At 44.8% G+C, this 25,994-nt stretch carries 17 protein-coding genes and 2 tRNA genes; 13 read left to right on the top strand and 6 right to left on the bottom strand.

The features are described from left to right. Positions 1 to 147: 147 nt before the first annotated feature. Positions 148 to 232, bottom strand: a tRNA-Leu gene (locus AABW11_RS12265). Positions 233 to 604: 372 nt separating this feature from the next. On the opposite strand from AABW11_RS12265, the gene polX reads away from it, so the two are divergent. Beyond that, positions 605 to 2,350: a DNA polymerase/3'-5' exonuclease PolX gene (gene polX / locus AABW11_RS12270; protein WP_340105399.1), complete on the top strand. Its 1,746-nt coding sequence runs from the start codon at positions 605 to 607 to the stop codon at positions 2,348 to 2,350. 61 nt (positions 2,351 to 2,411) lie between these two features. Here polX and AABW11_RS12275 read toward each other — a convergent pair whose 3' ends face one another. Continuing rightward, positions 2,412 to 3,365: a methylenetetrahydrofolate reductase gene (locus tag AABW11_RS12275; RefSeq protein WP_340105400.1), complete on the bottom strand. Its 954-nt coding sequence runs from the start codon at positions 3,363 to 3,365 to the stop codon at positions 2,412 to 2,414. Between the two features lie 78 nt (positions 3,366 to 3,443). On the opposite strand from AABW11_RS12275, the gene metH reads away from it, so the two are divergent. The 4 genes from metH to AABW11_RS12295 all read left to right on the top strand — a co-directional run bounded on the left by metH (position 3,444) and on the right by AABW11_RS12295 (position 9,949). Further along, a complete protein-coding gene (gene metH, locus AABW11_RS12280) occupies positions 3,444 to 7,154 on the top strand; it encodes a methionine synthase (protein ID WP_340105401.1) in 3,711 nt (1,236 codons plus the stop codon). Between the two features lie 766 nt (positions 7,155 to 7,920). Then, positions 7,921 to 8,964, top strand: coding sequence for an IS110 family transposase (locus AABW11_RS12285; RefSeq protein ID WP_340105402.1), 1,044 nt, complete (start codon positions 7,921 to 7,923; stop codon positions 8,962 to 8,964). 341 nt (positions 8,965 to 9,305) lie between these two features. Beyond that, positions 9,306 to 9,533, top strand: a complete 228-nt coding sequence (locus tag AABW11_RS12290) for a hypothetical protein (RefSeq protein ID WP_340105403.1) — start codon at positions 9,306 to 9,308, stop codon at positions 9,531 to 9,533. Then, complete coding sequence (locus AABW11_RS12295) at positions 9,533 to 9,949, top strand: type II toxin-antitoxin system VapC family toxin (RefSeq protein WP_340105404.1); 417 nt, start codon at positions 9,533 to 9,535, stop codon at positions 9,947 to 9,949. Before AABW11_RS12290 ends, AABW11_RS12295 begins: the two co-directional genes overlap by 1 nt. Positions 9,950 to 10,390: 441 nt before the next feature. Here the strand turns inward: AABW11_RS12295 and AABW11_RS12300 are convergent, their stop codons facing one another. Then, complete coding sequence (locus AABW11_RS12300) at positions 10,391 to 10,948, bottom strand: DNA-3-methyladenine glycosylase I (RefSeq protein WP_340105405.1); 558 nt, start codon at positions 10,946 to 10,948, stop codon at positions 10,391 to 10,393. Between the two features lie 108 nt (positions 10,949 to 11,056). Here AABW11_RS12300 and AABW11_RS12305 point away from each other — a divergent pair, with 108 nt between their 5' ends. After that, the gene (locus AABW11_RS12305; protein WP_340105406.1) at positions 11,057 to 12,067 is read left to right on the top strand and encodes an isocitrate/isopropylmalate dehydrogenase family protein; all 1,011 of its coding nucleotides are present in this window, start codon (positions 11,057 to 11,059) and stop codon (positions 12,065 to 12,067) included. Positions 12,068 to 12,284: 217 nt separating this feature from the next. On the opposite strand, the gene AABW11_RS12310 is transcribed toward AABW11_RS12305, so the two are convergent. From AABW11_RS12310 to AABW11_RS12320, 3 genes are all read right to left on the bottom strand, one after another. Beyond that, a complete protein-coding gene (locus AABW11_RS12310) occupies positions 12,285 to 12,779 on the bottom strand; it encodes a metallophosphoesterase (protein WP_340105407.1) in 495 nt (164 codons plus the stop codon). 864 nt (positions 12,780 to 13,643) lie between these two features. Further along, positions 13,644 to 14,600, bottom strand: a complete 957-nt coding sequence (locus AABW11_RS12315; protein WP_340105408.1) for an alpha/beta hydrolase — start codon at positions 14,598 to 14,600, stop codon at positions 13,644 to 13,646. After that, positions 14,597 to 17,200: a family 20 glycosylhydrolase gene (locus AABW11_RS12320; protein ID WP_340105409.1), complete on the bottom strand. Its 2,604-nt coding sequence runs from the start codon at positions 17,198 to 17,200 to the stop codon at positions 14,597 to 14,599. The genes AABW11_RS12315 and AABW11_RS12320 overlap by 4 nt, the downstream gene beginning before the upstream one ends. A 215-nt stretch (positions 17,201 to 17,415) precedes the next feature. Here AABW11_RS12320 and AABW11_RS12325 point away from each other — a divergent pair. The 7 genes from AABW11_RS12325 to AABW11_RS12355 all read left to right on the top strand — a co-directional run bounded on the left by AABW11_RS12325 (position 17,416) and on the right by AABW11_RS12355 (position 25,994). Then, positions 17,416 to 17,489, top strand: a tRNA-Arg gene (locus AABW11_RS12325). 266 nt (positions 17,490 to 17,755) lie between these two features. Further along, positions 17,756 to 18,346 carry a restriction endonuclease subunit S gene (locus AABW11_RS12330; protein ID WP_340105410.1) on the top strand — a complete coding sequence of 197 codons (591 nt, stop codon included), beginning with the start codon at positions 17,756 to 17,758 and terminating at the stop codon, positions 18,344 to 18,346. Positions 18,347 to 18,387: 41 nt separating this feature from the next. Continuing rightward, positions 18,388 to 19,887, top strand: a complete 1,500-nt coding sequence (locus AABW11_RS12335) for a type I restriction-modification system subunit M (RefSeq protein ID WP_340105411.1) — start codon at positions 18,388 to 18,390, stop codon at positions 19,885 to 19,887. Continuing rightward, positions 19,884 to 21,158, top strand: coding sequence for a restriction endonuclease subunit S (locus AABW11_RS12340; protein WP_340105412.1), 1,275 nt, complete (start codon positions 19,884 to 19,886; stop codon positions 21,156 to 21,158). The genes AABW11_RS12335 and AABW11_RS12340 overlap by 4 nt, the downstream gene beginning before the upstream one ends. A 10-nt stretch (positions 21,159 to 21,168) precedes the next feature. Next, positions 21,169 to 22,254: a DUF4917 family protein gene (locus AABW11_RS12345; protein WP_340105413.1), complete on the top strand. Its 1,086-nt coding sequence runs from the start codon at positions 21,169 to 21,171 to the stop codon at positions 22,252 to 22,254. Between the two features lie 5 nt (positions 22,255 to 22,259). Next, the gene (locus AABW11_RS12350) at positions 22,260 to 22,676 is read left to right on the top strand and encodes a hypothetical protein (protein ID WP_340105414.1); all 417 of its coding nucleotides are present in this window, start codon (positions 22,260 to 22,262) and stop codon (positions 22,674 to 22,676) included. Positions 22,677 to 22,802: 126 nt separating this feature from the next. Further along, positions 22,803 to 25,994, top strand: a complete 3,192-nt coding sequence (locus AABW11_RS12355) for a type I restriction endonuclease subunit R (protein ID WP_340105415.1) — start codon at positions 22,803 to 22,805, stop codon at positions 25,992 to 25,994.

Below are 25,994 nucleotides of genomic sequence, written 5' to 3' on the forward strand. Positions count from 1 at the left end.
AGGAGATTTACTTCATTTTAGTTTTTGGGTGTATTCGAGCTTTTACTTGGAGAGAAAAAATCGGTGCAAACATGAGGTTTGTTTGTACCAATGTTTGTACCATAAATAAAAAAAACCTTGCAAGTCAATGACTTACAAGGCTTATTGTGCCCTGGACTAGAGTCGAACTAGCACTCCCTAAACGGGAACTGACCCCTCAAGCCAGCGCGTCTACCAATTCCGCCACCAGGGCAAAAACAATATTCAATATGTTTGTCAATTTTGTCGTCTTGTAGAGGACGACGGAAACTGCCCCCTCAACCCCGAAAGTATTTGGGGTAATGATTCCGCTTACAGGGTAGTTTCAACAAGACTTAAAAGATAGGGGTTTTTCTGTATAAATGGAAAGAGGAGTTCACAAGGTTTTTGTATTTTTTTTGCGATGGTTTTAACGGTATCTGAATTGATAATCTGAAGTTGTTGTTTGAAGCCTACTATATTGGGGCGGTACTCAGTTCAGTAGTTCCAGCTTAATAAATAAAACGGGCAAAGAAACCACACTTCGGTCATTCGTCAACTGTCCACCGTCACCTTTCATCTTAAATCTTTTATCTAAAATCTATCTATGACCAACCAGGATATTGCAGCCAAACTCCGTGAAGTTCATGATCTGATGCAGCTTAAGGGCGAAAATCGTTTTAAAGTAATTGCGTTCGACCGCGCTGCTCAAACTATTGAAGGCCTCAAAACAGAGGTGCTGACGCATGTTGAAGAAGGAACACTTACGGACATCAAAGGGATTGGGAAGTCGATTGCTGAAGATATTACCGCACTGGTTGAAACCGGTACCATGCCGGTTCTTGAATCTCTCAGGGAGTCGGTTCCAAAGGGATTGGTGGAGTGGCTTAATATTTCCGGCCTGGGTCCCAAAAATATCGTAAAAATTCACACAACTTTGGGTATCACCGAAATGCACGAGCTTAAAGAGGCGTGTCAAAGCGGGGCAGTGGCGGATCTGCCCGGACTGGGGGAAAAATCGGCTGAGAAAATCCTGAAGTCAATTGAGTACCTGGAGAAGTTTGGCGAACGCTGCCGGATAGACCAGGCGTATGATGTGGCCGAGCCAATGCTGGCGTTTGTGAGCGGAATAGACGGCGTGACGAGATGTGAAATTGCAGGATCACTGCGCCGATCAGTGGAAACCATAGGGGACGTGGATATTCTTGCTGCGGCTGATAAAGACAATGCAAGCGACATTTTTGAAAGGTTCGTGAATCACGAGCTTGTCACTGAAGTCCTGGGGCGTGGTGATACTAAAAGCTCAGTAAGGACCGAAAGTGGCCGGCAGGTAGATTTAAGAATTGTTTCAGAAAAGGAATACCCGGCTGCACTGATGTACTTCACCGGCAGTAAGGAACACAACATTGTGATGCGTCATCGGGCCCGGGATCGAGGTATGTCGCTTAATGAGTACGGTCTGTTTAAACTGACGGACGAAAAAGAGACCGATTTTGATCAGCCGGTAGACACAAGTTCAGAGGCTGATATCTACAAAAAACTAGACCTGAATTTTGTGCCGCCGGAACATCGTGAGGACCGGGGTGAGTTTGAGTTTTACGCTGATCATGAGTCGATGGATTTGCTTGAGGAAGATCAGATCAAAGGCGTGGTTCACGCCCACAGCACATGGAGTGATGGCAAATTTTCCATCAGGCAAATGGCGGACGCATGTATAGAGTGCGGGTATGAATATTTGACCGTCACCGATCACTCCAAAACGGCAGCCTACGCCGGCGGATTGTCTGTTGATGAGGTGAAGATGCAATGGGAAGAGATCGACGAGTTGAACGACGAGTATTCGAAAAAGAACTTCCGAATCTTTAAGGGGATTGAATCGGATATTCTGACCGACGGCTCGCTCGATTATCCTGATAAGATACTTGAAGGATTTGATATCGTAATTGCCAGCGTGCATTCGGGACTCGAGATGGAGTTCGATAAGATGATGGAGAGATTTGAAAACGCAATCAATAATCCGTACACCCACATGATTGGGCATCCAACCGGACGGCTTCTCTTGAAACGAAGTGAAAGTAAAATGGACCTGAATAAGCTGGTAGAACTGGCTGCAGCGAAAGGTGTGGCAATAGAGATCAATGCTAATCCTCGCCGGCTCGACCTCGACTGGCGGTACGGAAATAAAGCGAAAGACGTGGGTTTACTGACATCCATCAACCCGGATGCTCATACAATTGAAGGAATAGACGATATTCGCTATGGCGTGATGATTGCACGGAAGGCGAAATTTAGTCCTGATCGAGTACTTAATACGAAATCTGCTGAGGAGTTTGAGAAATGGCTTGAGAAGTGATGAGTGTTTAGTTGTGAGTGTTGAGTTAATTTTTCACTAATAACTCAACACTCAAAACTCATCACTTTTTCTTTAGAAAGTCGATGACTTTCAACGCGGGGTCCGGGCTGCCCATAATATAGTAATGCAAGCCGGGGACGCCCGCTTCCATTAACTCAAGACTCTGTTGTTTGGCCCACTCAATTCCGATGTTCTTCGAATTTTTTTCATCAGATGACACTTCGTTGGCTAGAGCATCAGGTATGTTCAGGTGAAAATTTCGAGGCAGCCGAACCAGGTGTCCGGGCGTCGTCAGTATTTTCATACCCGGAACAATAGGGACATCTATGCCTGCAGCCCGGCATTTATCAACAAATGCAAAAAAAGCATTGTTGTCGAAGAACATTTGTGTGACGATATAATCACCGCCGGCATCTACTTTTTGCTTGAGGCGTTTGATATCCCAGTCGATATTCGGGGCTTCGAAATGCTTCTCCGGATACCCGGCCACGCCCACGCAAAAGTTTGATGATTCAGCATTGTTAATATCTTCCAGGTATTCGCCTTTATTCATATTCTGGATCTGGTTGACCAGGTCAATGGCATATTTGTTTACGGTACCGTTAAGATTGAGTGATATCTGAGATCCTGTATTATCACCCCGGATAGCAAGCACGTTATGAATACCCAGGTAGTTCAGCTCGATGAGTGCATCCTCGCTCTCTTCTTTAGAAAATCCTTCGCAGATCAGGTGAGGGACAGGGTCGATGCCATACCGGTGCAGGATAGCCGCACAAAGCCCGATAGTTCCGGGACGTTTTCGGCGAATCACACGTCTTAATGTGCCATCTTTCTTCTCTTCAACATGTGCTTCAGCAGCGTGGTAAGTAACATCGATAAAGGGAGGTTTTACTTTGTCTACCACCTTATCAAGCGATTCAAATACATCACTCACTGATCCGCCTCGCTTTGGGGGAATAATTTCGAATGAAATGAGAGGTTCGGTCGCTCTATCGTAATGCTCAACAACTTTCATAAACGTAATGATTTTGGCCTGTAAATTGTGGATTTTATAGGCTTCTGCCAACCAGGTAAACAAAGATTATTTTAAACTATGCGTTCCAGCCACCCTATATTTGCCCGCCTGAAAGAAAGTATTCTTGTTCTTGACGGTGCGATGGGTACCATGATTCAGAACTACAATTTAACTGAAGATGATTTTCGCGGATCAGAACTCGTTAATTTCGAACATGATCTGAAAGGAAATAATGACCTTCTGTCGTTAACTCAGCCCGATATAATACGGGAAATTCATTCCAATTTCCTCTCTGCCGGGGCTGATATTCTTGAAACAAATACGTTCAGCGCAAATCCCATCTCCCAGGCCGATTATAACCTTCAGGACAGAAGCTATGATCTGAATGTGGCGTCGGCTAAAGTCGCTCGTGAGGCTGCAGATGCGTTCACGAAAAAGAATCCGGGTAAACCGAGGTTCGTAGCCGGCGCGATCGGCCCCACAAATAAAACACTCTCGCTTTCTCCTGATGTGGAAGATCCGGGGTTCCGGGCGTTAACGTTCGATGAACTGGTAGATTGCTACACTGTTCAGATAAAAGGCCTGCTCGATGGCGGGGTTGATGTTCTTCTTGTTGAAACGGTGTTTGACACGCTCAATTGCAAAGCGGCCATTTATGCAATTCATCAATACACGCGAAAAATAGGGAAACAGGTTCCGATTATGATCTCCGGGACGATTGTGGATCAGAGCGGCCGAACGCTTTCCGGGCAGACCACGGAAGCGTTCTGGTTGTCGGTGAAGCATGCGAATCCGCTGCTGAGTGTGGGTCTGAATTGTGCGCTGGGCTCAAAACAGATGCGGCCGTTTATCAAAGATCTGGCTGAAAATGCCACCTGTTTTACCAGTCTTTATCCCAATGCCGGGCTTCCGGATGAGATGGGAGAATATGGCGAATCCCCTGAGTTCATGGCTGAACAGTTTGCTGATTATGCCGGCGATGGATTCGTAAATATTGTGGGCGGCTGCTGCGGAACCACCCCGGATCATATCCAGGCGATTGCCGAAGAAGCCGCGAGACACAAACCGCGCGTCATCAAAAAGAAAAAGCCGTACATGAGGCTGAGCGGGCTGGAACCACTGGTGATCCGTCCTGAAACCAATTTTGTAAATGTGGGCGAGCGTACAAATGTCACCGGATCGGCAAAGTTCAAGCGGCTCATCAAAAATGAGGAGTACGAGGAAGCTCTGTCTGTTGCCAGGGAACAGGTGGAAGGCGGCGCACAGATTGTGGATGTGAATATGGATGAGGGGTTGCTGGAGTCGGAGCAGGTGATGAAAGACTTTTTGAACTTGATGGCGGCTGAACCCGATATCTCCCGCGTGCCGATGATGATCGACTCATCAAAGTGGAGCGTCATTGAGGCCGGGCTGAAGTGTGTGCAGGGTAAAGGGGTGGTGAATTCCATCAGCTTGAAAGAAGGAGAGGAGCAGTTTAAAAAGCAGGCGCAGACGATCATGGATTACGGGGCAGCTGTAATTGTGATGGCGTTTGATGAAAAAGGTCAGGCTGATTCGCTTGAACGCCGCCAGGAGATTTGCCGCCGGGCGTACGATATTCTTGTTGATGAGGTTGGGTTTCCGCCGGAAGATATTATCATGGACCCGAACATCCTCACAGTGGCCACCGGGATTGAGGAGCACAATAATTATGCGGTCGATTTCATCGAGGCGACGAAATGGATCAAAGAGAATCTGCCGCACGCGAAAGTGAGTGGTGGTGTGAGCAACATCTCATTCTCGTTCCGCGGGAACAATACCGTTCGCGAAGCGATGCACTCTGCATTTCTATATCATGCGATTAAAGCGGGAATGGATATGGGAATTGTGAATGCAGGTCAGCTTGAAGTGTATGAGGAGATCGAGCCGGAACTTCGCGATAGGGTAGAAGACGTGCTGCTCAATCGTCGCGATGATGCCACGGAACGCTTGCTGGAGTATGCAGAAACCATCAAGGATAAATCGGGCGGAGCGGCGAAAGAAAAAGATGATGCCTGGCGGAAAGAGTCGGTTGAAGAACGCATCAAACATGCACTTGTGAAAGGCATTGTGGACCATATTGAAGATGATGTGGAAGAAGCACGGCAGGCATACGACCGGCCGATTGAAGTGATTGAAGGGCCGATGATGGACGGCATGAACGTGGTTGGCGACCTGTTTGGAGCAGGAAAGATGTTTCTGCCGCAGGTAGTGAAAAGTGCCCGCGTGATGAAAAAAGGCGTGGCCATTTTGATTCCATTTATCGAGGCAGAAAAAGAGAAGAATAAACGCAAAGAACCCAAAGCGAAAGTGCTCCTGGCAACAGTAAAAGGCGATGTTCATGACATCGGGAAAAATATTGTGGCTGTGGTACTGCGCTGCAATAACTACGACGTGGTGGACATCGGCGTGATGAATCCTGCCGAAAAAATTCTGGCGGCAGCAAAAGAGCATAATGTAGATATCATCGGCCTGAGCGGGCTGATTACGCCATCGCTCGATGAAATGGTAAATGTGGCGAATGAGATGAAGCGCGAAAAATTCAGTGTTCCGCTGATGATCGGCGGCGCGACGACATCTCGAATGCACACTGCGGTAAAAATTGCGCCAAGTTACAACCATCCTGTGATTCATGTGCTGGATGCCTCTCGCAGCGTCACGGTGGTCAACCGGCTGGTATCCGACACGCTGAAAACCGGTTTCGTGGATGAAATCTCAACGGAATATGAAGATCTCCGGGAGCAGTACAAAAGCCGGGGTAAAAAGAAAAAGTATCTCCCGCTTGAGAAAGCGCGTGCTAATAAAACAGACATTGATTGGGAGAGCACACCCATTGTTACGCCAAAGAAACTGGGCGTGACCCGTGTAGAGAATATGGATCTGTCGGTACTTCGAAACTACATCGACTGGACCCCGTTTTTTATCGCCTGGGAGATGAAGGGCCGCTATCCCGATATTCTTGATGATGATAAAGCCGGTGTTGAGGCCCGGAAACTATTCAAGGATGCAAACGAGCTTCTTGATAAGATTATAGATGAAAATCTGTTGACCGCCCATGGCGTAGCAGGACTTTACCCGGCAAACTCAGTTGGCGATGATATTGAGATTTATGCTGATGACACCCGATCAGAGGTGATTGCAAGATTTCATGCGCTACGCCAGCAGTCGAAAAAGCGGGCGGGGCAGCCGAATAAAGCACTGTCCGATTTTGTGGCTCCCAAAGAGACCGGTATCGCTGATTATATGGGAGCCTTTGCTGTGACGACCGGTCATGGAACACTTGATCTTGTGTCGCATTTCGAAGAGGATCATGACGACTATAACGCTATCCTGGTGAAAGCAATCTCCGATCGGCTCGCCGAGGCATTTGCTGAGTATCTTCATGAAAAAGTGAGAACTGAGCTATGGGGATATTCAACTGAGGAAAACCTCGAAAACAAGGAGTTGATTAAGGAGATGTACAACGGTATTCGTCCGGCACCTGGTTACCCGGCGCAGCCTGACCATACCGAAAAAGTGACGCTGTTTGATTTGATGGACGTTCCGGAAGCAACAGGAATATCATTGACAGAACATCTTGCGATGGATCCTGCATCGTCTGTGAGCGGCCTCTTTTTTGCCCATCCGGAAGCCAAATACTTCAATCTCGGCGACATCAAGCGAGACCAGGTGGAAGACTACGCCCGCCGAAAAGGAATGACAGTGAAAAAAGTAGAAGAGTGGCTCGGCCCCAACCTCGCTTACGAACCGGAAGAGGTCGTTAAGGTTTGATTCATGGACCTGCAAGAGCATCCGGTGTGTTTCCGGATTCCTGGCAGAGTCCCCGGGTAGAAAAGTGAGAAGGCAGAAGCGATGAGTAAAAAGATCTGTCAGCATTCTGGCGCTTCACCGGTTTCTGACAGCGTTTGGAGTGAATTTTTGCAAAGACATGGCATGTCTCTTCAACAACAGCAGTCAAATTTTCCCACTGGCTTGTTTCGATTCTGATCGCTGAATTGCGAGAAACAGACATGCAATGTCTCTCCCTGTACTACAATTTCCCTTAATTCAACGCTGACAGATCCGGTGGGTGCTCATATGTTATACAAACAAGATGTATTTGACAATTAGTACAGTAAGTATGACCATTGAACACCTTTTTTTCACCCTGCTGGATATGGAAACGGCCTGGTAATTCCATCTTGGTGCTAAACACCAGATCTTCTGGATGTACACTGACAGGCACACCCAGGTCGTCTCATATGTTATACAAACAAGATGTATTTGACAATTAGTACAGTAAGTATGACCATTGAACACCTTTTTTTCACCCTGCTGGATATGGAAACGGCCTGGTAATTCCATCTTGGTGCTAAACACCAGATCTTCTGGATGTACACTGACAGGCACACCCAGGTCGTCTTCCTGCCGTTAACTTACAACAGTACCTATTGAGTCGTCACCATTTTTTATGACGATATCATCCATTCATGAGCTATATGTGAGCGTCAGGTTCCTTCCCAGCATTTCATACCAAATAAAAACTACCAGTCTACCCATGATTTATAGCCTTGGCATTGATATTTCTAAAGATGACTTCGCCGCGTGCCTTCAGCGTTACAACCTTCGCGAACAAACCTATCAGGTCATTGCCCGAAAGACATTTAAAAACAAACTTTCCGGATTTAAAGCCTGCATGAGCTGGTCAAGCCGCCACATGAAGAAGAAGCCCGCACCCTTGCGTGTAACGATGGAAGCTACTGGCGTATACTATGAGCCAATGGCGTTGTATATCCATGAACACCATGAAGAGGTCCACCAGGCCGTTGTTCTGCCAAGCCAATCTAAAAAGTTTATCGAGTCCCAGGGACACCGCAGCAAAACCGATAAAATAGATGCCCATGGACTATCGCAAATGGGAGCCGAGCGGAATCTGGTGCCCTGGAAGGGAATCGACCCGTTTTGGCGCGAATTGCGATCGATGACGCGCACACGCTGCGAACTGCTGGAACAGCGCACGCAATTGCGCAACCAGCTGCACGCCCTGTCTCATAGCGGACAGCCGGCCCACACCGTTGAAGATGCCATAAAAGAGTGTATTCAGGCGCTGAGCGAGCAAATCAACAAACTAACGGGGCTTATCAGCAAGCACCTCAAATCCCGTGAGGATTTAAAACGGCCAATCGCTTGTTTGCGAAGTATTCACGGGATTGGTGATCTGACGATCGCCTCGATCCTAGCCGAAACCAATGGATTTTCCGTATTCCACAGCATTTCCCAACTAATTTCCTTTAGTGGCTATGACGTCGTTATTCAGCAATCAGGCAAATGGTGCGGTCAGGAAAAGATTTCTAAAAAAGGCTCCAAATACATCCGGAAAGCCATGTATATGCCGGCGTCAACGGTTATACGCTGCGAGAAAGGCCCAGTTTATCATATGTATAAACGGCTGTTGGCCGTTCACAATATTGAGATGAAAGCACATGTTGCCGTTCAAAAAAAACTGTTGAGGTACATGTATGTATTATGGAACAAGCATGAGACCTTTGACCCGGCTGTCATTGTAGAGGAACGTAAACGTCATGAAAAAAGAAGAAAATAACCAGATTAAACTTGAATTATAACACAGTACCTGTCAGGTTGAACCAGGCCCAGACATGGTATGTTTGTTCACTCCCATATTTTGGATCAATCCCTCGACTAAGATTATATCCGATAAATCCTATTGTTGCACGAGAGACGTACCATGTTTATACACAATATACAAGCCATGTTTCCCTCACAAGTCATTTTGGTATAAAAAGAAAATTTCAATTGCGCGACTATTCACGCTCAAATATTATTCGCAGTATAGTTTGCAAAAAGTTATAATAGTATATCATGTCTTAAAACGTTGTCATTAGACATCGCGGTTTATACCAGGAAAAATTTCAAACTAATAAGATGAAAGCTTACAAATTCAAAACGAAGGTCTCTGAAAAAGGAACTATTCGTATCCCGGACGATTCTGATCTACGTAACCAGGAGGTGGAGGTGATTGTCATTTCTTCTGAAAAAGAGAAAGATTCGAAAATGAAAGCTTCCGAATTTGTGAATAAATGGGCAGGTTTTCTTTCTGATGAAGATACAGATAAAGCAAAGCAAGATTATTTGACAGAAAAGTACAGATAATGGAGAGGGTATTATTTGATACTAATATTATACTTGATGTCGCTTTAAAAAGGATGCCTCATTTTGAACTTGCTTCAGAATTGTTTGAAATGATAGACAGGAATAAAGTTACTGGTCACGTGACGGCATCAACTATCACAGATATTTATTATATATCAAAAAAGCAGAAAGGGCATAAATCAGCCATTGCTTTTATTTCCAGTTTGATTGAGATTTTGGATGTAATTGGCGTTGATAAAGAGACCATAATAAATGCTTTAAGAATGGATCTTAAAGACTTCGAAGATTCAATCCAGGTTTCAGCTGCGCAGTATTACAAACTTGATTGTATCATTACCCGAAACAAAGCAGATTTTGAGCAATCATATTTGAAAGTATTTACTCCTAAAGAATATCTGTTCCATATTCGTGGATGAGAAAAAGACCTGTCAGCATGCCGGCGACGTTCCGGTTTCTGAGGGCGCCGTGGGTGATTCTGTTGAATCGTTAAATTGTTGAACTGTAAAATGGTGAACCGGAATTGAACCATGGACCTGCAAGAGCATCCGGTGTGTTTCCGGATTCCTGGCAGAGTCCCCGGGTAGAAAAGTGAGAAGGCAGAAGCGATGAGTAAAAAGATCTGTCAGCATTCCGGCGCTTCACCGGTTTCTGACAGCGTTTGGAGTGAAATTTTGTAAAGACATGGCATGTCTCTTCAACAACAGCAGTCAAATTTTCCCCTGTTTTGTTTGAATTCTGATCGCAGAATAGTGAGTAACAGACATGCAATGTCTCACCCTGATTTTTCCCGTAATTCAACGCTGACAGATCCGGTGGGTGTATCGCTGAGTGCGGTACCTGCGGCTGTCAGGTTGATTTTAAACCTCATCATATCGGAAACAGCTCACCTCGTGATCATTGACCATCCCAACAGCCTGCATAAATGCGTAGCAAATGGTGGGGCCTACAAACTTGAACCCGTCTTTTTTAAGCTGTTTGCTCATCGCTTTTGATCGCTCCGTTTCTGCCGGAACATCATCTAAAGATTCAAATGCATTCACGATGGGTTCGCCATCAACAAAACTCCAGATATAGTCGCTGAACGATCCGTGCGTTTTCGTGACTTTCAGACAAGCTTTTGCATTTTGTATAGCCGCATCAACCTTCAAACGATTGCGAATAATGCCGGGATTTGATAGCAATTCCTGCCGTTTTGTATCATCGTACCGGACGATTTTTTCCGGGTCAAACTGATCAAACGCCTCGCGATAAGAGTCTCTTTTTTTGAGGACGGTGAGCCAGCTCAGGCCTGCTTGCGCGCCCTCCAGGATTAGCATTTCAAAAAGATGACGGTCGTCATAATTCGGAACGCCCCATTCTGTATCGTGATAGTCTTTCTCTAATTCTGAATGAGTAGCCCAGCTGCATCGGTTCATAAAAGTCGTATTATATTAAGGAGAAGTTTGTAAAAATTGGACCGTCAAATCCATATCTTCAGCATAGAAGAAGAAAGAAAAAATATATCTAAACAAATAGCATCATTTATGTACGACATTGTAAGAATATCCGGAGATGGCATTGGGCCAGAGATTACAGATTCAGTTTGCAGAATTTTAGAGGCTGCAAAGCTTCAAATCAACTGGATTGACGCAAGAGCGGGAGAAGCGGTGTTTAATGAGACCGGAAACCCGCTGCCGGAGGAGACGATTGATGCAATAAAAGAGCACCGGATTGTTCTCAAAGGCCCGCTGACCACTCCCGTTGGCGCAGGTTTTCGATCGATCAATGTTGCGCTTCGACAAAAGTTCGACCTCTACAGTAATATTCGTCCGGCTAAATCGGTCCCGAATGTAGACAGTAATTTCCGCGGGGTTGACCTGGTGATGTTCCGGGAAAACACGCAGGGACTCTACATCGGTAAGGAGCATTGGGTAGATGAAGAAGAAAAACATGCAGAGAGCATAGCTGTTGTGACTGAAGCTGCGAGCGAGAAAATTATTACAGCTGCATTTGAGTATGCAAAGAAAAATAACAGGAAAAAAGTGACGCTTGTTCACAAAGCAAACATTCTGAAGCTTACGACCGGCCTGTTTCTGAAAGTGGGAGAGCGCGTGGCCAAAGACTATCCCGACATTGAATTCCAGGATCTTATCGTGGACAACATGGCAATGCAGATGGTGATCAACCCGAGCCAGTTTGATGTAATTGTAACCACAAACCTGTTTGGAGATATTTTATCTGATCTCGCGTCTGGCCTGGTTGGCGGACTTGGCGTGACCGGTGCGGCAAATATTGGAGATGATGCCGCGATGTTTGAAGCGGTTCATGGATCGGCTCCTGACATTGCGGGACAAGGTAAAGCCAATCCAATTGCACTCTTATTTTCCGCTCTGATGATGCTGGAGCATCTGGATGAGCATCGTGTGGCAGAACGAATACGGTCGGCAGTGTATGCAGTACTGCAGGATCACAAAGAAGACTGTACGCAGGATATTGGCGGACAAGGGACAACTAAGAGTTTCACTGATGCTGTCTGTAATATTCTTGAAGATTGATTTATCGGATTGGTGTATTAGAATTGGTTAAGAGGACGTCATCCCGGTCTCCGAGCCGGGATCTCCCAATCCCGCCCGACCTCTAAACCCCGCCATTTACAAGTTCTTTCACTTGCAGTAATGGAAGATCGCGGGTCAAAGCCCGCGATGACTCCTTTTTAAAGCTGAATGCCGGGGATATTTTTTCTAGATTTAAAATCGAAATGAATTTTAAACACTACAGCTGGTCAATCTCTTTAAATTTTACCTCTTTGCTGCCGGTATCAAACAAGGCCATCATCGCATCGCCGTCAAATCCATTTACGCTTCCCGGGTTGATGGAAATCGTATCTCCGATGGTTTCAACACCGGCTTCATGGGTATGTCCGCTGATCACCACGTCATAAGTACCTGACTTCTCAAGGCTCCGGGTTATCTCTTCGTGCGTCCCGTGGTAAACAGCGAACTTTAAACCATCTTCAGAAAAGCTGAAAAAGTCGCCGTGAAGAGTGGCATCAATTGCGTCGAATTTTTTCATTAATGTGAACTTATCCCCGTCATTGTTGCCAAAAACGCCGTGGAGCGGTAAACCCTCAAAAAGCGGAATTATAAACGGGCTGCAGTAATCTCCGGCATGAATGAGCTGGCCGATGTTTCTCGATTTGAAGTAATTGGCGGCTATCTTTGTGTTTTCTATGTGATCATGTGAGTCAGAACAGATTCCTATCAGCATAGCAAATTGATTTTTTGTTGGATGTTAAGTGGAATAACAAAATTACAAAAGTTGTAGTTTGACTGAGGTATATTTACATCCATGTTATCCATTTGAGCCAAAGCTACCTCCCTCCGCAAGGAGATCTCTCGATGCACTCGCTCCGCTCGTTTACTCGAGATGACAGGGCCGTGGGTTTAGGAAGGCGCGGCGCATAAGTGGCATAGGCTGCTCAAAATTCATGTCCGCGCCGCGGAATTCATTTATATTGGCGGCGTGAAAATGAACGTCGCAAACGTATAAATCGGATACGCCGCCCTCAAAAACAACATCGACTTGTCATTTCGAGCGTAGGCTTCTTTTGGCCGGAGCCGAGCTCATCTTTTCTGTACGCGCTAGCGAAATCTCCACGCTCTTGGATCCATATTGATCAGCGTCCTGTCACCGGTAACGTAGAGCCGAATTTTTGTGTGCCAAAGCTGGGCTAATTTTTTCCCACGTTAACAATACATTCCCGGGCTGAGAACAATTAAGAGCAACGCCTTTAAGAACTCGTCCCATCATAAGGAGATCTCTCGATGCACTCACTCCGCTCGTTTACTCGAGATGACAGGGCCGTGGGTTTAGGAAGGCGAGGCGCATAAGTTGCAGAGGCTGCACCAAATGCATGTCCGCGCCGCGGAATTCATTTATATTGGAAGCGTGAAAATGAACGTCGCAAACGTATAAATCGGATACGCCGCCCTCAAAAACAACATCGACTTGTCATTTCGAGCGTAGGCCTCTTTTTGCCGGAGCCGAGAAATCTTCCCGCGCTCGGATCCATTATGACCAACGCCCTGTCACGTGTAGACCGGGGCGCAATGTTATGCGCCGAAGCCAAGCTCATCTTTTCTCTGATTCAGCGATATCTTCCCGTGCTGCCAGCGTTTTTTCTATCCAATTGCCAATATCATCCATCACCTCGTCACGGTTCAATTCGCTGAGCATTTCGTGACGACCACCATCATACACAAAGCTATCGATATGCGATATGCCGGAGCTGCTAAGTTTATCTTCCAGCTTTGCTATGCCGTCCACAGAGTTTGATAGCGGATCCTCTGAACCTGCAATAATCAGTACAGGGTAGGTGTGCGGGCCTGAAAAGGGCTGGTGATTTTGAGTCTTTCGTAATCCTTTAAAGAAATGGTTCAGAAAAGAGACCGATGGGGTGAAGCCGCAGTTGGGATCTGCAACATAACGGTCAACAGCGTCAGTATCTCGCGAAATCCAGTCGTGCCGGGTGCGGTTGGGTTTGAATGCGTTGTTGTAGGGTTTAAATGCCATGTTTCGCAGAAATTCACTTTTGTATGCGTCACCGGCAATGGTACTTAAGACTCCGGAAAAAAGGATGCCAAACGGAAGCAGCGGTGAGACGGCCCCGGAGCTGCCTGAATAAATAACGGCTGACGGTGCCCGCCGTTCCGTTGATAGCTGGAGATGCCGCAAAGTAAGGAAGGAACCCATGCTGTGGCCAAATAAAAAGAGCGGGAGCTCAGGGTACTCTTTTCGAATTCGATCGCGCATCAATCCGAGATCATTGACCAGCAGATGGTAGGCGTCATCACTCGGTACAAATCCTTTATCAATCGGGTCAGTGTACCCATGTCCGCGGTGGTCATATCCAAAAACAACAAAGTTTTTATCTGTCATGAAACGGGCAAATTCAGAATATCTGCCGGAATGTTCGCCAATGCCGTGAACGATGAGAAGTGTGGCATCAGGATCACCATCCGGCAACCAAATACGTGTCTTTAGTTTCTTTCCGTCCGATGCTGCCGTAACCGTCTCTTTTATTTTCATAGATTCGTACGTCGCACAGGCTGAACTGATCGTCCTGATCGCCCACTTGTGTTAAAAGCAGCTATCCTCGGTTGATGATCAAATGCAATCGTAACGGGGCCTGTATATTCAGGTGATTCTGCTGTAGGTTCGCTGCCATCAAGTTCGTAGCGAAGAACAAATCCAGGCAAAGATATATTGGCATGCAACATGTTGTCCCGAATAATGGCTCCCGGGACGGGGATCCTGTAGTTAAGTTCGGGGTAAATCTGATCAAGTTTTGGGATTTCAATCGCAGCCATACGGTTAGCAAACTCGTTCCAGGCCATAACACGTATGTCTTCTCTGGCTGATGGATCCGTTTCACTGCTCCACGCAGGTTCGCCACTCCATGCGCGTTCAGCAAGCCCAAGCAGCCTGGGGAAAATCATATACTCCATGCGTCCCGGCTCATTTACAGTTTCCGTCCACAGCTGACCCTGCAGTCCAAGAATATTTTCTTTTGCTGCCGGGTTCAGACGAACTTTATCATCAAAATAATCATCAGGCAGACGAGTTCCGTAATTTGTGGTGGCAGCCATGCCAAAGATGTTGAATGGCATGAACGAAAAAGGTTCCTCAGTGGTCATCATTGCAGCCCAATAAAACCCCGGCTCCTGCCAGTGTTTATTGTAGGCCAGATCAAAGTAGAAATTTGATGCGTGCGACATCACAACTTTGTAACCGGAATTTGCCAGGCGATAGGCACGATCTTCGGTACCGCCGCCCCAAATATTCGACCACACATACGGTACAACGGAATCCTGAAAAGACGGTTTGATTGTTTGTGCGTCTTCAGTTTCTCTAAAAGCAACTTCTTCCCAGCCGCCCATCGTGATATTATATTTACTCAGCGTTTCGGAGATGCGGCTGAAGAAATATCCCTGCAGGTGCCGGGCACTTTTGAGGTCCAGTTCCTCCATTGTCTGCTTACAAGCGGGTGATTTTTCCCACGCTCCATGCGGCACCTCATCACCCCCAATGTGCATCATCTGCATTGGAACATTCGCATCCTCATGCATGGCGTTGAGCTCGTCGATTACAAGATTCATAAAACGGTAAGTTGACTCCTGGCAGACGTTGATCACATTGTCCGTATAATTTTGAACAGACCGGTAAGATGACTTATCCTCCGGCTCCTCAAGTCTGAACTCCTCAGCGGCGATTGAGTCTCCCTCGGCCAAAAATCTTCGGGCTCGTGCTTCCATTGCGAGAATTGCCGCACGGGCATGGCCGGGCACATCAATTTCGGGAATAACCTCGATATGTCGCTCAGCTGCGTATTTTAGAATGTCGATGTAATCTTTCCGGGAGAACCAGCCGCTGCCCATTGATGCCCCGGGGGAAGGATCGGGACCAGAGCCGTACATCGGTATCATGAAGTTCTCTTCCGTTTCGGTATGGCCCCGGCGTCCTCCTACTTCAGTCAGTTCCGGCAGCGCATCGATCGCAAGCCGCCATCCCTCATCATCGGTCAGATGAAAGTGAAACTTATTAAGTTTATAAAACGCCATGATATCCAGCAGCCGCAGCACGCTCTCCTTTGATTGAAAATTCCGGGCAACATCAAGGTGCATCCCACGATATGGAAAAGCAGGCTCATCTGTAATTGATGCGGCGTCAAGTACGAGTGCCTCTGAAACACGATTCAGTAACAGTGATCTTAGCGTTTGAATGCCGTAAAAGATACCTGAAGATGTTTCGGCTGACACAGTAATGCCATCGGAAGTGATGTCAAGCTCGTATGCTTCCGGTGACTTTGATTCAAGAGCAGCTTTACGAATATAAATATCAGACCCTTCTTCATCCGATCCGGTCATTTCGATGTCGAGACCAAACTCTTTCATGAGTGATCCCCCCAGATTTAAAGCCTCCTTGCCAAAGGCTGGGTCGGCATACATTCGAACAACATCAGAAAACCTAAACTCTCCGTCATTTTTGAGATAGGTGACCGGAGTTGGGGTGATGGGAGATAGCGCATTGTTTTCAAGATGCGAAAGCCGCTCATTTTTTGCGAACGTCTGCTCCGGCGTGGGGACAGGGGTTTGATCGCCCGGTGTTCTATTGACTTGCTCGTCTTCCTCAAATGGCCGGACGGATACAGCGGGGACTTTTTCAATAGATCCGTTATCATAAACAAAGTAAAAACCTTCAGGGGCATCGCTTGCTTTAATAGCAAAATATTGTGCCCGATATGGAATATCCAGCTGCTCACCGGGTTCAAGACCAACAAATTGATCGGTGGGTTCCATTTTGAAAAAATATCCGTTTATGTGAGACACGCTAACGTCACCCGGGAAGCTATCCAGATCAGGAATGCGAATAGAGTTGAAATAGAGCGTCCAGCCATTGGCAGGCAGTCTGTCTGAGCCGTTATTTATAAGTGATAGAGTAGCGCTGAGCTGGTTGCCGGGTTCAAAATTTGAGATCAGTTTCCATTCTATACCTATGGGTGATTCGCTCACGGACAGGTTTTGATTCTGATCATCAGAGCAGGAAAGTATAGTGCCAAGGATAAACAGAAGGGCAACATGTAGTATTGAAAGTTGAGGAAACAGGTAGGATGATATTGAAGTTAGCACTGGCTCTGAGAGGTTTAGAGTTTAGATTTTCAACGATTGATAACCGAAAGGCGTCTTCTGGCTGATGGTGACGTTACGGAGTATATTCAATTAAGCGGAGAAAATTCAGCTTTGTTTACATTGCAGTTTGTTAATTCTGAGTTATGATCAAAAATTGTAAAGATGGTTGAGTTGAAACTTGAAAAGCCGTAACTTTAAATTCTGTAAATGAAAATGCGCCCGTAGCTCAACTGGATAGAGCGTCTGACTTCGGATCAGAAGGTTGAGGGTTCAAATCCTTCCGGGCGTACAATATGAAAGCCGTAAAGTTATAATTTATATAGCTTTACGGCTTTTTTGGTTTAGGTTTGTCCAACATTTGTCCAACATCTTCTTATAAACAGCTTTTCAAAGAGTAAAACAGGTCCGTATTAGGATTGTATATCAAGTGTAGCTTCGCCAATTATTTTATTGCAGTATAAGATTACTGCGTTAAAAAAATTTGGTTACCCAGTGGGTAACTTCTATATTCAAGAAAGTTGGTAAATAGAATATTAAAGGCAGGGATTCAGGGCGATGAAACTCCGGGGTATAGCAACCATTTCTACAGGCTATTCTTTTCGAAGTCGTATTAAGAATGATCCACAGGGTAACACCTTTGTTATCCAAATGGGTGATGTGGACCCCTTGCATGGCGTGTTGTATGATCAGCTCACTAAGATTGATTTTAAATCTAAGAACGATCGCTATAGCCTGCTTGATGGTGATATCATCATGGTGAGTAAAGGCAATAACCTGAATGCTTATTTAGTAGAGGAGATGCGTGGCAATACGATTGCTGTGAATAGCTTTATGACGATTAAAATTGAGCATACATCTTTTCAACCTGCCTATATAACCTGGTACCTGAATTCTTCCAAGGTTCAGCACTACATTCATCAGGTGGCAGCAGGAACGGGAACGCCCAACCTCTCGAAGCGGCTGCTGGGAGAGATTGACATTCCATTTATTGATACCAAATATCAAAACCTGATAGGAAATGTGGACGAGTTAAGTAAAAAGGAGGCTGTTATTCTTACTGAGCTGCAAAAAAAACGAAAGTATGTGACAGAGAATACCCTGCAAGATGCGTTTGAACAGATGAAAAAGTATGACGAACCTTTCTAAATCCTGAATCACAGAATTTACACTATAAATTTATTTGAACTATGACCGATTACAAGCCCTCACAACAAGAAATTAACCAAGCATTATGGTCGGCGTGCGATACGTTTCGTGGCGTGGTTGACCCTTCGGAGTATAAAAACTACATCCTTGTGTTTCTCTTCCTCAAATATCTGAGTGATGTGTGGAAAGACCGGTATGAGGCCTATAAAAAAGAATACGGAGATGATGAGGAGCTTATTCGCCGCAGGATGAAACGAGAGCGTTTTGTGCTCCCCGAAAACTGCTCCTTTGATTACCTGGTTGAAAACCAGAACGCCGAAGACCTTGGCGACCGTATTAATAAGGTATTGGAGAAAATTGAAGAGGCTAATTATGAGAAGCTTGAAGGTGTTTTCCGGAATGTGGATTTCAATTCTGAGGGGAACCTTGGTAAGACCAAAGACCGAAACAGGCGACTTAAAAACTTAATTAACGATTTCCATAAACCGGAGCTGAACTTCCGGCCATCTGTGATCGGTACTGAGGATATTATTGGCAATGGGTACATGTATCTGATTGAGCGGTTTGCTTCGGATGCCGGTAAGAAAGGTGGTGAGTTCTACACACCTCACGAAGTATCTCAGCTTCTGGCCAAACTGTTAAAGCCACAGCCAGGAGATCGTATCTGTGATCCGGCGATGGGTTCCGGCTCGTTGGCGATTACCGTAGCTGAAGAAGTAGATGGGAAAGACTTTCGCATTTACGGACAGGAAAGTAACGGTAGTACCTGGGCCCTTGCTAAGATGAACATGTTTCTGCATGGAATGGATGCTGCCGACATTCGCTGGTGTGATACGCTGAATAGCCCGGATTTAGTGGAGAATGACCAGCTTATGAAATTCGAGATTGTAGTGGCCAATCCTCCCTTTAGTTTGGATAAGTGGGGGAAAGAGGAAGCCAAAGATGATCTTTACAACCGATACAAAAGAGGTATTCCTCCAAAGAGTCGGGCTGATTACGCTTTCATTCAGCACATGATTGAAACAGCCAAAGAGAATACGGGAAAGGTTGGTGTGATTGTACCGCATGGGGTACTATTCCGCAGTGGAGCCGAAGGGCGTATTAGAGAAGCGTTGATAAAAGAAAACCTCTTGGAGGCCGTGATTGGGTTACCAGAGAATCTCTTTTTTGGTACCGGAATACCGGCGGCTATTCTAATTTTCAACAAAGCCAAAGAGCGTGAAGAAGTACTCTTCATTGATGCCAGCAAAGGCTTTGAAAAGGGCACCCGACAAAATAAACTTCGAAAAGAAGACATTGATAAAATTGTAGAAACCTATGATGCTGTTGAGGAAAAAGATAAATACTCCTATGTGGTTTCTCCGGAAGAGCTCAAAGAGAATGATTACAACCTGAACATTCCCAGATATGTGGATACGTTTGAGCCAGAAGCTGAAGTCAACATTGATGAAGTTCAAAAAGAGATTACTGATTTAGAAAGTGAGCTGGAAAATGTTAGGTCAAAAATGAAAGGCTTGCTAAGTCAAATCGAACAACAATGAGAGATTTAAGAACAGAAATACCTGACGGTTGGAATGAGAAGAAGCTGCACTCAGTAATAAAAGACTTATCAGCAGGGGTAAGTGTGAATTCAGGTGATAGACCGGCAGATAAAAATGAGATCGGCGTTTTAAAAACGAGTTCTTTGAAGAAAGGGTGTTTTATTGCTACTGAGAATAAAGTCATTATTAAAGAAGAGGAAAAAGAAAGGTCAAAAAGAACACCTAAGGCAGGCACTATATTAGTGAGTAGAATGAACACTCCAGACTTAGTTGGCGAGATTGCCTACGTGGATAAAGACTATCCAAATCTATATTTACCCGATAGAATTTGGATTACAGAGGGAATAAATGCAGATGAGGTTAATGCTAAATGGCTTAGTTATAAGCTTATTTCACCAGAGGTTAAGCACAATTTAAAGAGTATTGCTACTGGGACAAGTGGTTCAATGAAAAACATAACACAAAATGATTTTCTAAAGCTACCTGTAGCCTTTCCCCCAAAGCACGAACAAGATCAAATAGTCAATATTATTGAGAAGTGGGACGAAGCAATATCCAATGTAGACAACCTCATCAAGGCCAAAAAGCAGTATAAGAAAGGCCTCATGCAGCGGTTGCTCTCCGGTAAGATGAGGTTTCCTGAGTTTGAAGGTGAAGATTGGGTTGAGGTGAAGTTGGGAGATATAGCTGAAGTGATTTCAAGTAACCTGGATAAAAAGATTAAAGAAGGGCAAGAGGATGTTCGTCTTTGTAATTACATGGATGTCTATGATAATGCAGTTATAGATTCTTCTATATCTTTTATGGAATCTACAGCCTCAGAGCGAGAAATTGAAAAGTACACCTTAAAAGAGGATGATGTAATTATAACAAAAGACTCTGAGACTGCTGATGACATTGCAAATGCGGCTGTAGTAAAAAATTTAGAATCTCGTGTATTGTGTGGTTACCATTTGGCAATTATTAGACCAAATAGAGAAAAAGTTCTTGGAGATTTTTTAGCTAAACAGATAATGACTTTTGCATATCGGAAACAGTTATTTCAGATGGCTAATGGAGCTACAAGGTATGGGTTGCGAATTTCTGACATTGAGAATGCTAAGTTTCATATCCCATCACTAAAAGAACAGAAAAAGATTTCATCCTTTATTAACTGTAATAATAAGGAGATTAGTCTTTTAATTGAAGAAAAACAGGCGTTTGAAACTCAAAAAAAGGGATTGATGCAGAAGTTGTTGACGGGGAAAGTGAGGGTTAAAAACATGAACTAACGGGGAACTTATGCCAAAACTAATATCATTTCAGCAAGCAATAAAGAAAACTAAGGGGCAAAAGCGTCACCTGATCTTAGGTAATGGTTTTAGCATCGCATGTAGGCCGGATATTTTTCGATATGATACACTATATAACCAGGCTGATTTTTCAAAATGTATGCATGCTGAAGAAGTTTTTAAAAGATTAAAGACACATGATTTTGAAATTGTTATTGATGCCTTGGAAAAGGGTGCTAAAGTAGCCCCAATTTATGGGGGAGAGAAAGAACTAATTGAACTTCTTGAAACAGATGCTATGAGTCTTAAGCATTTGTTAGTTGATACCGTTGCTAATAACCATCCGGCAAGACCAAATGATATTTCAGATGCGGAATATAGAAACTGTAGAAATTTTCTCAACAAATTCTTGAATGAGGATGAGTGTGACCGGTGCAGTGTTTATACATTGAACTACGATCTGCTCTTATATTGGGCATTAATGCATGAAGAGGAGAATGATAAGTTATCGTTGCGATTCAATGACGGATTTAACCATGAATTTTTAGGATATGAAGAAGATGGAGAAGGAGCAATTTTTTCTCCTGATTTAACATGGCAGGGAGAAACTCAGTCTCATAGTCAAAATATTCATTATTTACATGGAGCTTTGCATTTATATGATGAAGGAAGTCAGTTAACAAAGTATACCTGGATTAATACCGGTGTTGCTCTTACTGATCAAGCAAGGTATTCTATTGAAAATGGATTTTTCCCCCTATTTGTGTCTGAAGGTAATAGTGATAAGAAACTTGACAAAGTCCTTCATTCAGCTTATCTGCACAAAGCGTATCGCTCTTACGTCTCAAATACAAATGTCAAAAGTGCAAATTTCTTCACTTATGGCTACTCTTTTTCGGATAATGATGAGCATATCAGTAAAAAGATAGGGGAAGGCAAATGTAAACGTATTTTTGTTGGAGTTTTTGGTGACATTGATTCAAAAGAGAACCAGTTAATTATAGAAAAGTTAGAAGCACTAAAAGGGTATAGGTCCAATAGGTATCCATTAGAAGTTGAATTTTACGAAGTGGAATCAGCAAAAGTATGGGGTTAGACTAAATGGATAAATACCTGCGTGAATACCGCCAAGAATTGATCGATGCCAAAAATGCATCCCAGGATCAGCTCGATAAGGCATTATTGACTTTGTCTGCAGGTGCGTTTGGTATTACCATCGCATTTCTTGAGTCGATCACATCCACCCCACCAATCTGGCCGGGATTTCTTTATGCGTCGTGGTTCTTTTGGGGCTTAACGATTGGCTTTAGTTTGATTGCCTTCTATTTGAGTGTAAAGTCCCATGAGGAAGATTTGGCCTTACTGCATTCAGATCCTGATAGGCTTTATGACGAAAACAGAAATGATCCAACAAACACGGCTGTAAAATGGCTGAACAAAATAAGTCTGGGGGCATTTTTACTTGGGCTATTTACTATCAGTTTATTTGCAGCTACTAACCTTACAAACTATGGCTAAAAAACAGAACGACAATTCTTCATCAAAAGGTAAGACTCGAACTGGAGGCAAAGGACAACAGAACAAAGCACGGACCAAGAATCCGCCTCCTCCAAAAGATAGTGGTAAGAGTGACGAGTAAGGCTTATGAATAAAGCATCCAGCTACTTTGAAGATAAAGACTCCCAATTACCGGCACTACGACTGCTTCAACAGATGGGTTATACCTACATCTCGCCGGAGAAAGCACTGGAGATGCGAGACGGATTGCTTACCCGTTTTGTGCTAACCGATATACTGGAAGATCAACTTTCCAGGATAAATAAAATCGAATATAAAGGGGAAACTCTGCCATTTCCCCAACCGGCCATAAGCAGGGCGGCCTACGATCTTCAGCAGCAACCGGACGAAGGTTTAGTGAAGACCAACGAGAAGATTTATGACTTACTTACGCTGGGGAAAAGTTATGAGCAGGTCATAAAGGGTGATAAAAAAAGCTTTCCATTTAATTACGTGGACTGGGAGCATCCTGAGAATAACGTGTTTCACGTCACGGATGAGTTTGAAATCAAGGGAAAACACAAGATTCGCCGGGTGGATATTGTGCTGTTTGTGAACGGGATTCCCTTTGTAGCCATCGAGAATAAGCGAAGAGATAAGAAGAATGCTCTTGATGAGGCAATTTCCCAACATCTGCGCAATCAGAATAAAGAGGAAGTCCCTGGATTTTTCCATTTCACTCAACTGCTGATTGCCTCCAGTGTGAATGAACTATCGTATGCGGCTACTGATACTAGTAAGAAGTTTTGGTCGGTCTGGCGGGAGGAAGAGAGCATTGAAGAGAAAGTGAAAGAGCTGATCGCTAAGCCGGACCAACCAACCGAATGGATTGAACGACTCAAAGGGCACTATTATGAAAGACCTCAGACTGAAGAAACAAAGCGAGAGACTACCACGCAGGAATTAAACCTGTATAGCCTTTGTCGGCCCGATCGGTTGCTTGAGCTCACCCGGAATTTCACCGTGTTTGATAACAATACCCGAAAGATTGCCCGGTACCAGCAGTATTTTGGCGTAAAACGGATGATGAACCGGGTTCGTCATACGGATGATGAAGGAATTCGTAAAGGGGGCGTAATTTGGCACACGCAGGGGAGTGGGAAGTCCATTACCATGGTGTTTATGTCCAAAAACCTGGCGGTGGCCGATGATATTTTCTCCCAGCGCATCTTACTGGTAACCGATAGAACGGATTTGGACGATCAGCTCAAAAAAACATTCAGAAGCTGCGGAAAAGATATCACACAGGCGAAAACCGGAAAGCACCTTGCCGAACTCATTAAAGATCCTGGCGTTGAAAACATCTCCACGATCATCAATAAGTTTAACGCTGCGCTTAATCAGAAGAACCAGATCAATGAGTCCCGCAATATATTTGTACTGATTGATGAGTCGCACCGCACCCAGTACGGAATGATGCATGCGGAGATGAGAAAGATACTGCCTAATGCCTGCTACATCGGTTTTACGGGTACACCGCTCATGAAGAATGAGAAGAACACCGCGGCCAAGTTTGGCGGCATCATTGATTCGTATACGATGGATCAGGCCGTGAAGGATAAAGCCGTTGTACCGATCATTTATGAAGGCCGTGCAGCCAAGCTGGATACCTGGAAAGAGAAGCTGGATCGTGAGTTTGAGCGGGATATGGAAGGAATGTCGGAAGATCAGGTCTCCGACTACAAGCGGCGATACTCCACGTTAAACAAAGTGCTTACGGCTCAGCTGGTGATTGAGGAGATCAGCAACGATATTACCGATCACTTCCTTAAAAACCTGAAAACTACCAAGTACAAAGCACAACTGGCCGTGCCCGATCGTAAAACAGCCGTTCGCTACTATCGATATTTCAAAGAACGGGGGCAGATCAATGCCGAGCTGGTGATTTCTCCACCCGATACAAGGGAAGGGCATGACGATACCTATGATGATCCCAATGATGAAGTGCAGATATTCTGGAAACAGATGATGGATCGCTTTGGCAGCAAAGAAGAGTATGAACAAAGCATACTAAATCTCTTTAAATCAGATAGCCGGGAGGTAGAACTCGTAATCGTTGTTTATAAACTGCTTACGGGTTTCGATGCTCCCAATAATACGGTGCTGTATTTGGCCCGATATCTCGATGAACACAATTTATTACAGGCTATTGCCCGCGTAAACCGGCTTTTTGAGGGGAAAGATGCCGGATTTGTGATTGACTATGTGGGAATTCTTGGTACGTTAACGGATGCTATTAATACCTACTCAGCACTGAGTGGTTTTGAACAGGATGATTTGGAAGGTACGATTACACCGATTAAAGAAGTGGTCGAATCCCTACCCAAGTTACATCAGGCTTTGTGGGATGTTTTCAAGAATTGTAAAGACACCAATGACAACGAGGCGATGGAGCGGTACTTACGGCACGAAGATATTCGCGATGATTTTTATGAGAAACTCTCCAATTTTGCCCGAACCCTACAAGCGGCTTTCTCAGCAGATAAACTGTTTGATTATATCGACGAATCAGACATCAAACGGTATAAAAAAGACCTGAAATTCTTCGAAAACCTGCGTCGCTCTGTCCGGATTCGCTACGGAGAAGCCATAGATCACAGAGAGTATGAAGACCGGGTTCAAAAAATGTTAGACTCCTATGTAGGCACGGAGGGAATCGATCGAATTGTTGAGCCAGTAGATATATTTAGTGATGATTTCTTTGAGATGCAGGATGGTCAATCGAAGCGTTCTGATGCCTCCAAGGCCGATGAGATAGCCAGCAGAACGAAGAAGGTGGTTGAAGAGCGTATGGATGAAGACCCGGCCATGTTTCGCAAGTTCTCGGATATGATTGACGAAACCATTCAAAAGTTCTTGCATGATCGTATCTCTGAGAAAGAGTACCTCGAAAAGGTTAAACAAATCAAGCAAGGAGTCCAGCAGGGAATTTGGGATGGAACCCCGAATGAATTGAAAGAACGTCCGGTGGCCCGCTCCTTCTTCAATACTATCAAAACAGAGATGGATGAGTTTTTTGTAAACGCCTACATGCCCATTGATGAAGAAAAGCGTGACGAACTCTATACATCGGCTGGTATAAAGCTGGATGAGACCATTGAAGATCTAACGATCGTGGACTGGGAGACCAATCCGGACGTGAAGAACAAAATGTTTATCGTCATTGAAGACTATATGATAGAGTTATTTAGAAAATTAGACCTTAAACGAGATTTTGATGTCATCGAACGCATTGCAGAAACCATCATCAAGTCAAAGCAAACCTATAGCTCTCGATAA

It is taken from the genome of Rhodohalobacter sp. 8-1 (genome assembly GCF_038150125.1).
Taxonomy (GTDB): domain Bacteria; phylum Bacteroidota; class Rhodothermia; order Balneolales; family Balneolaceae; genus SW132.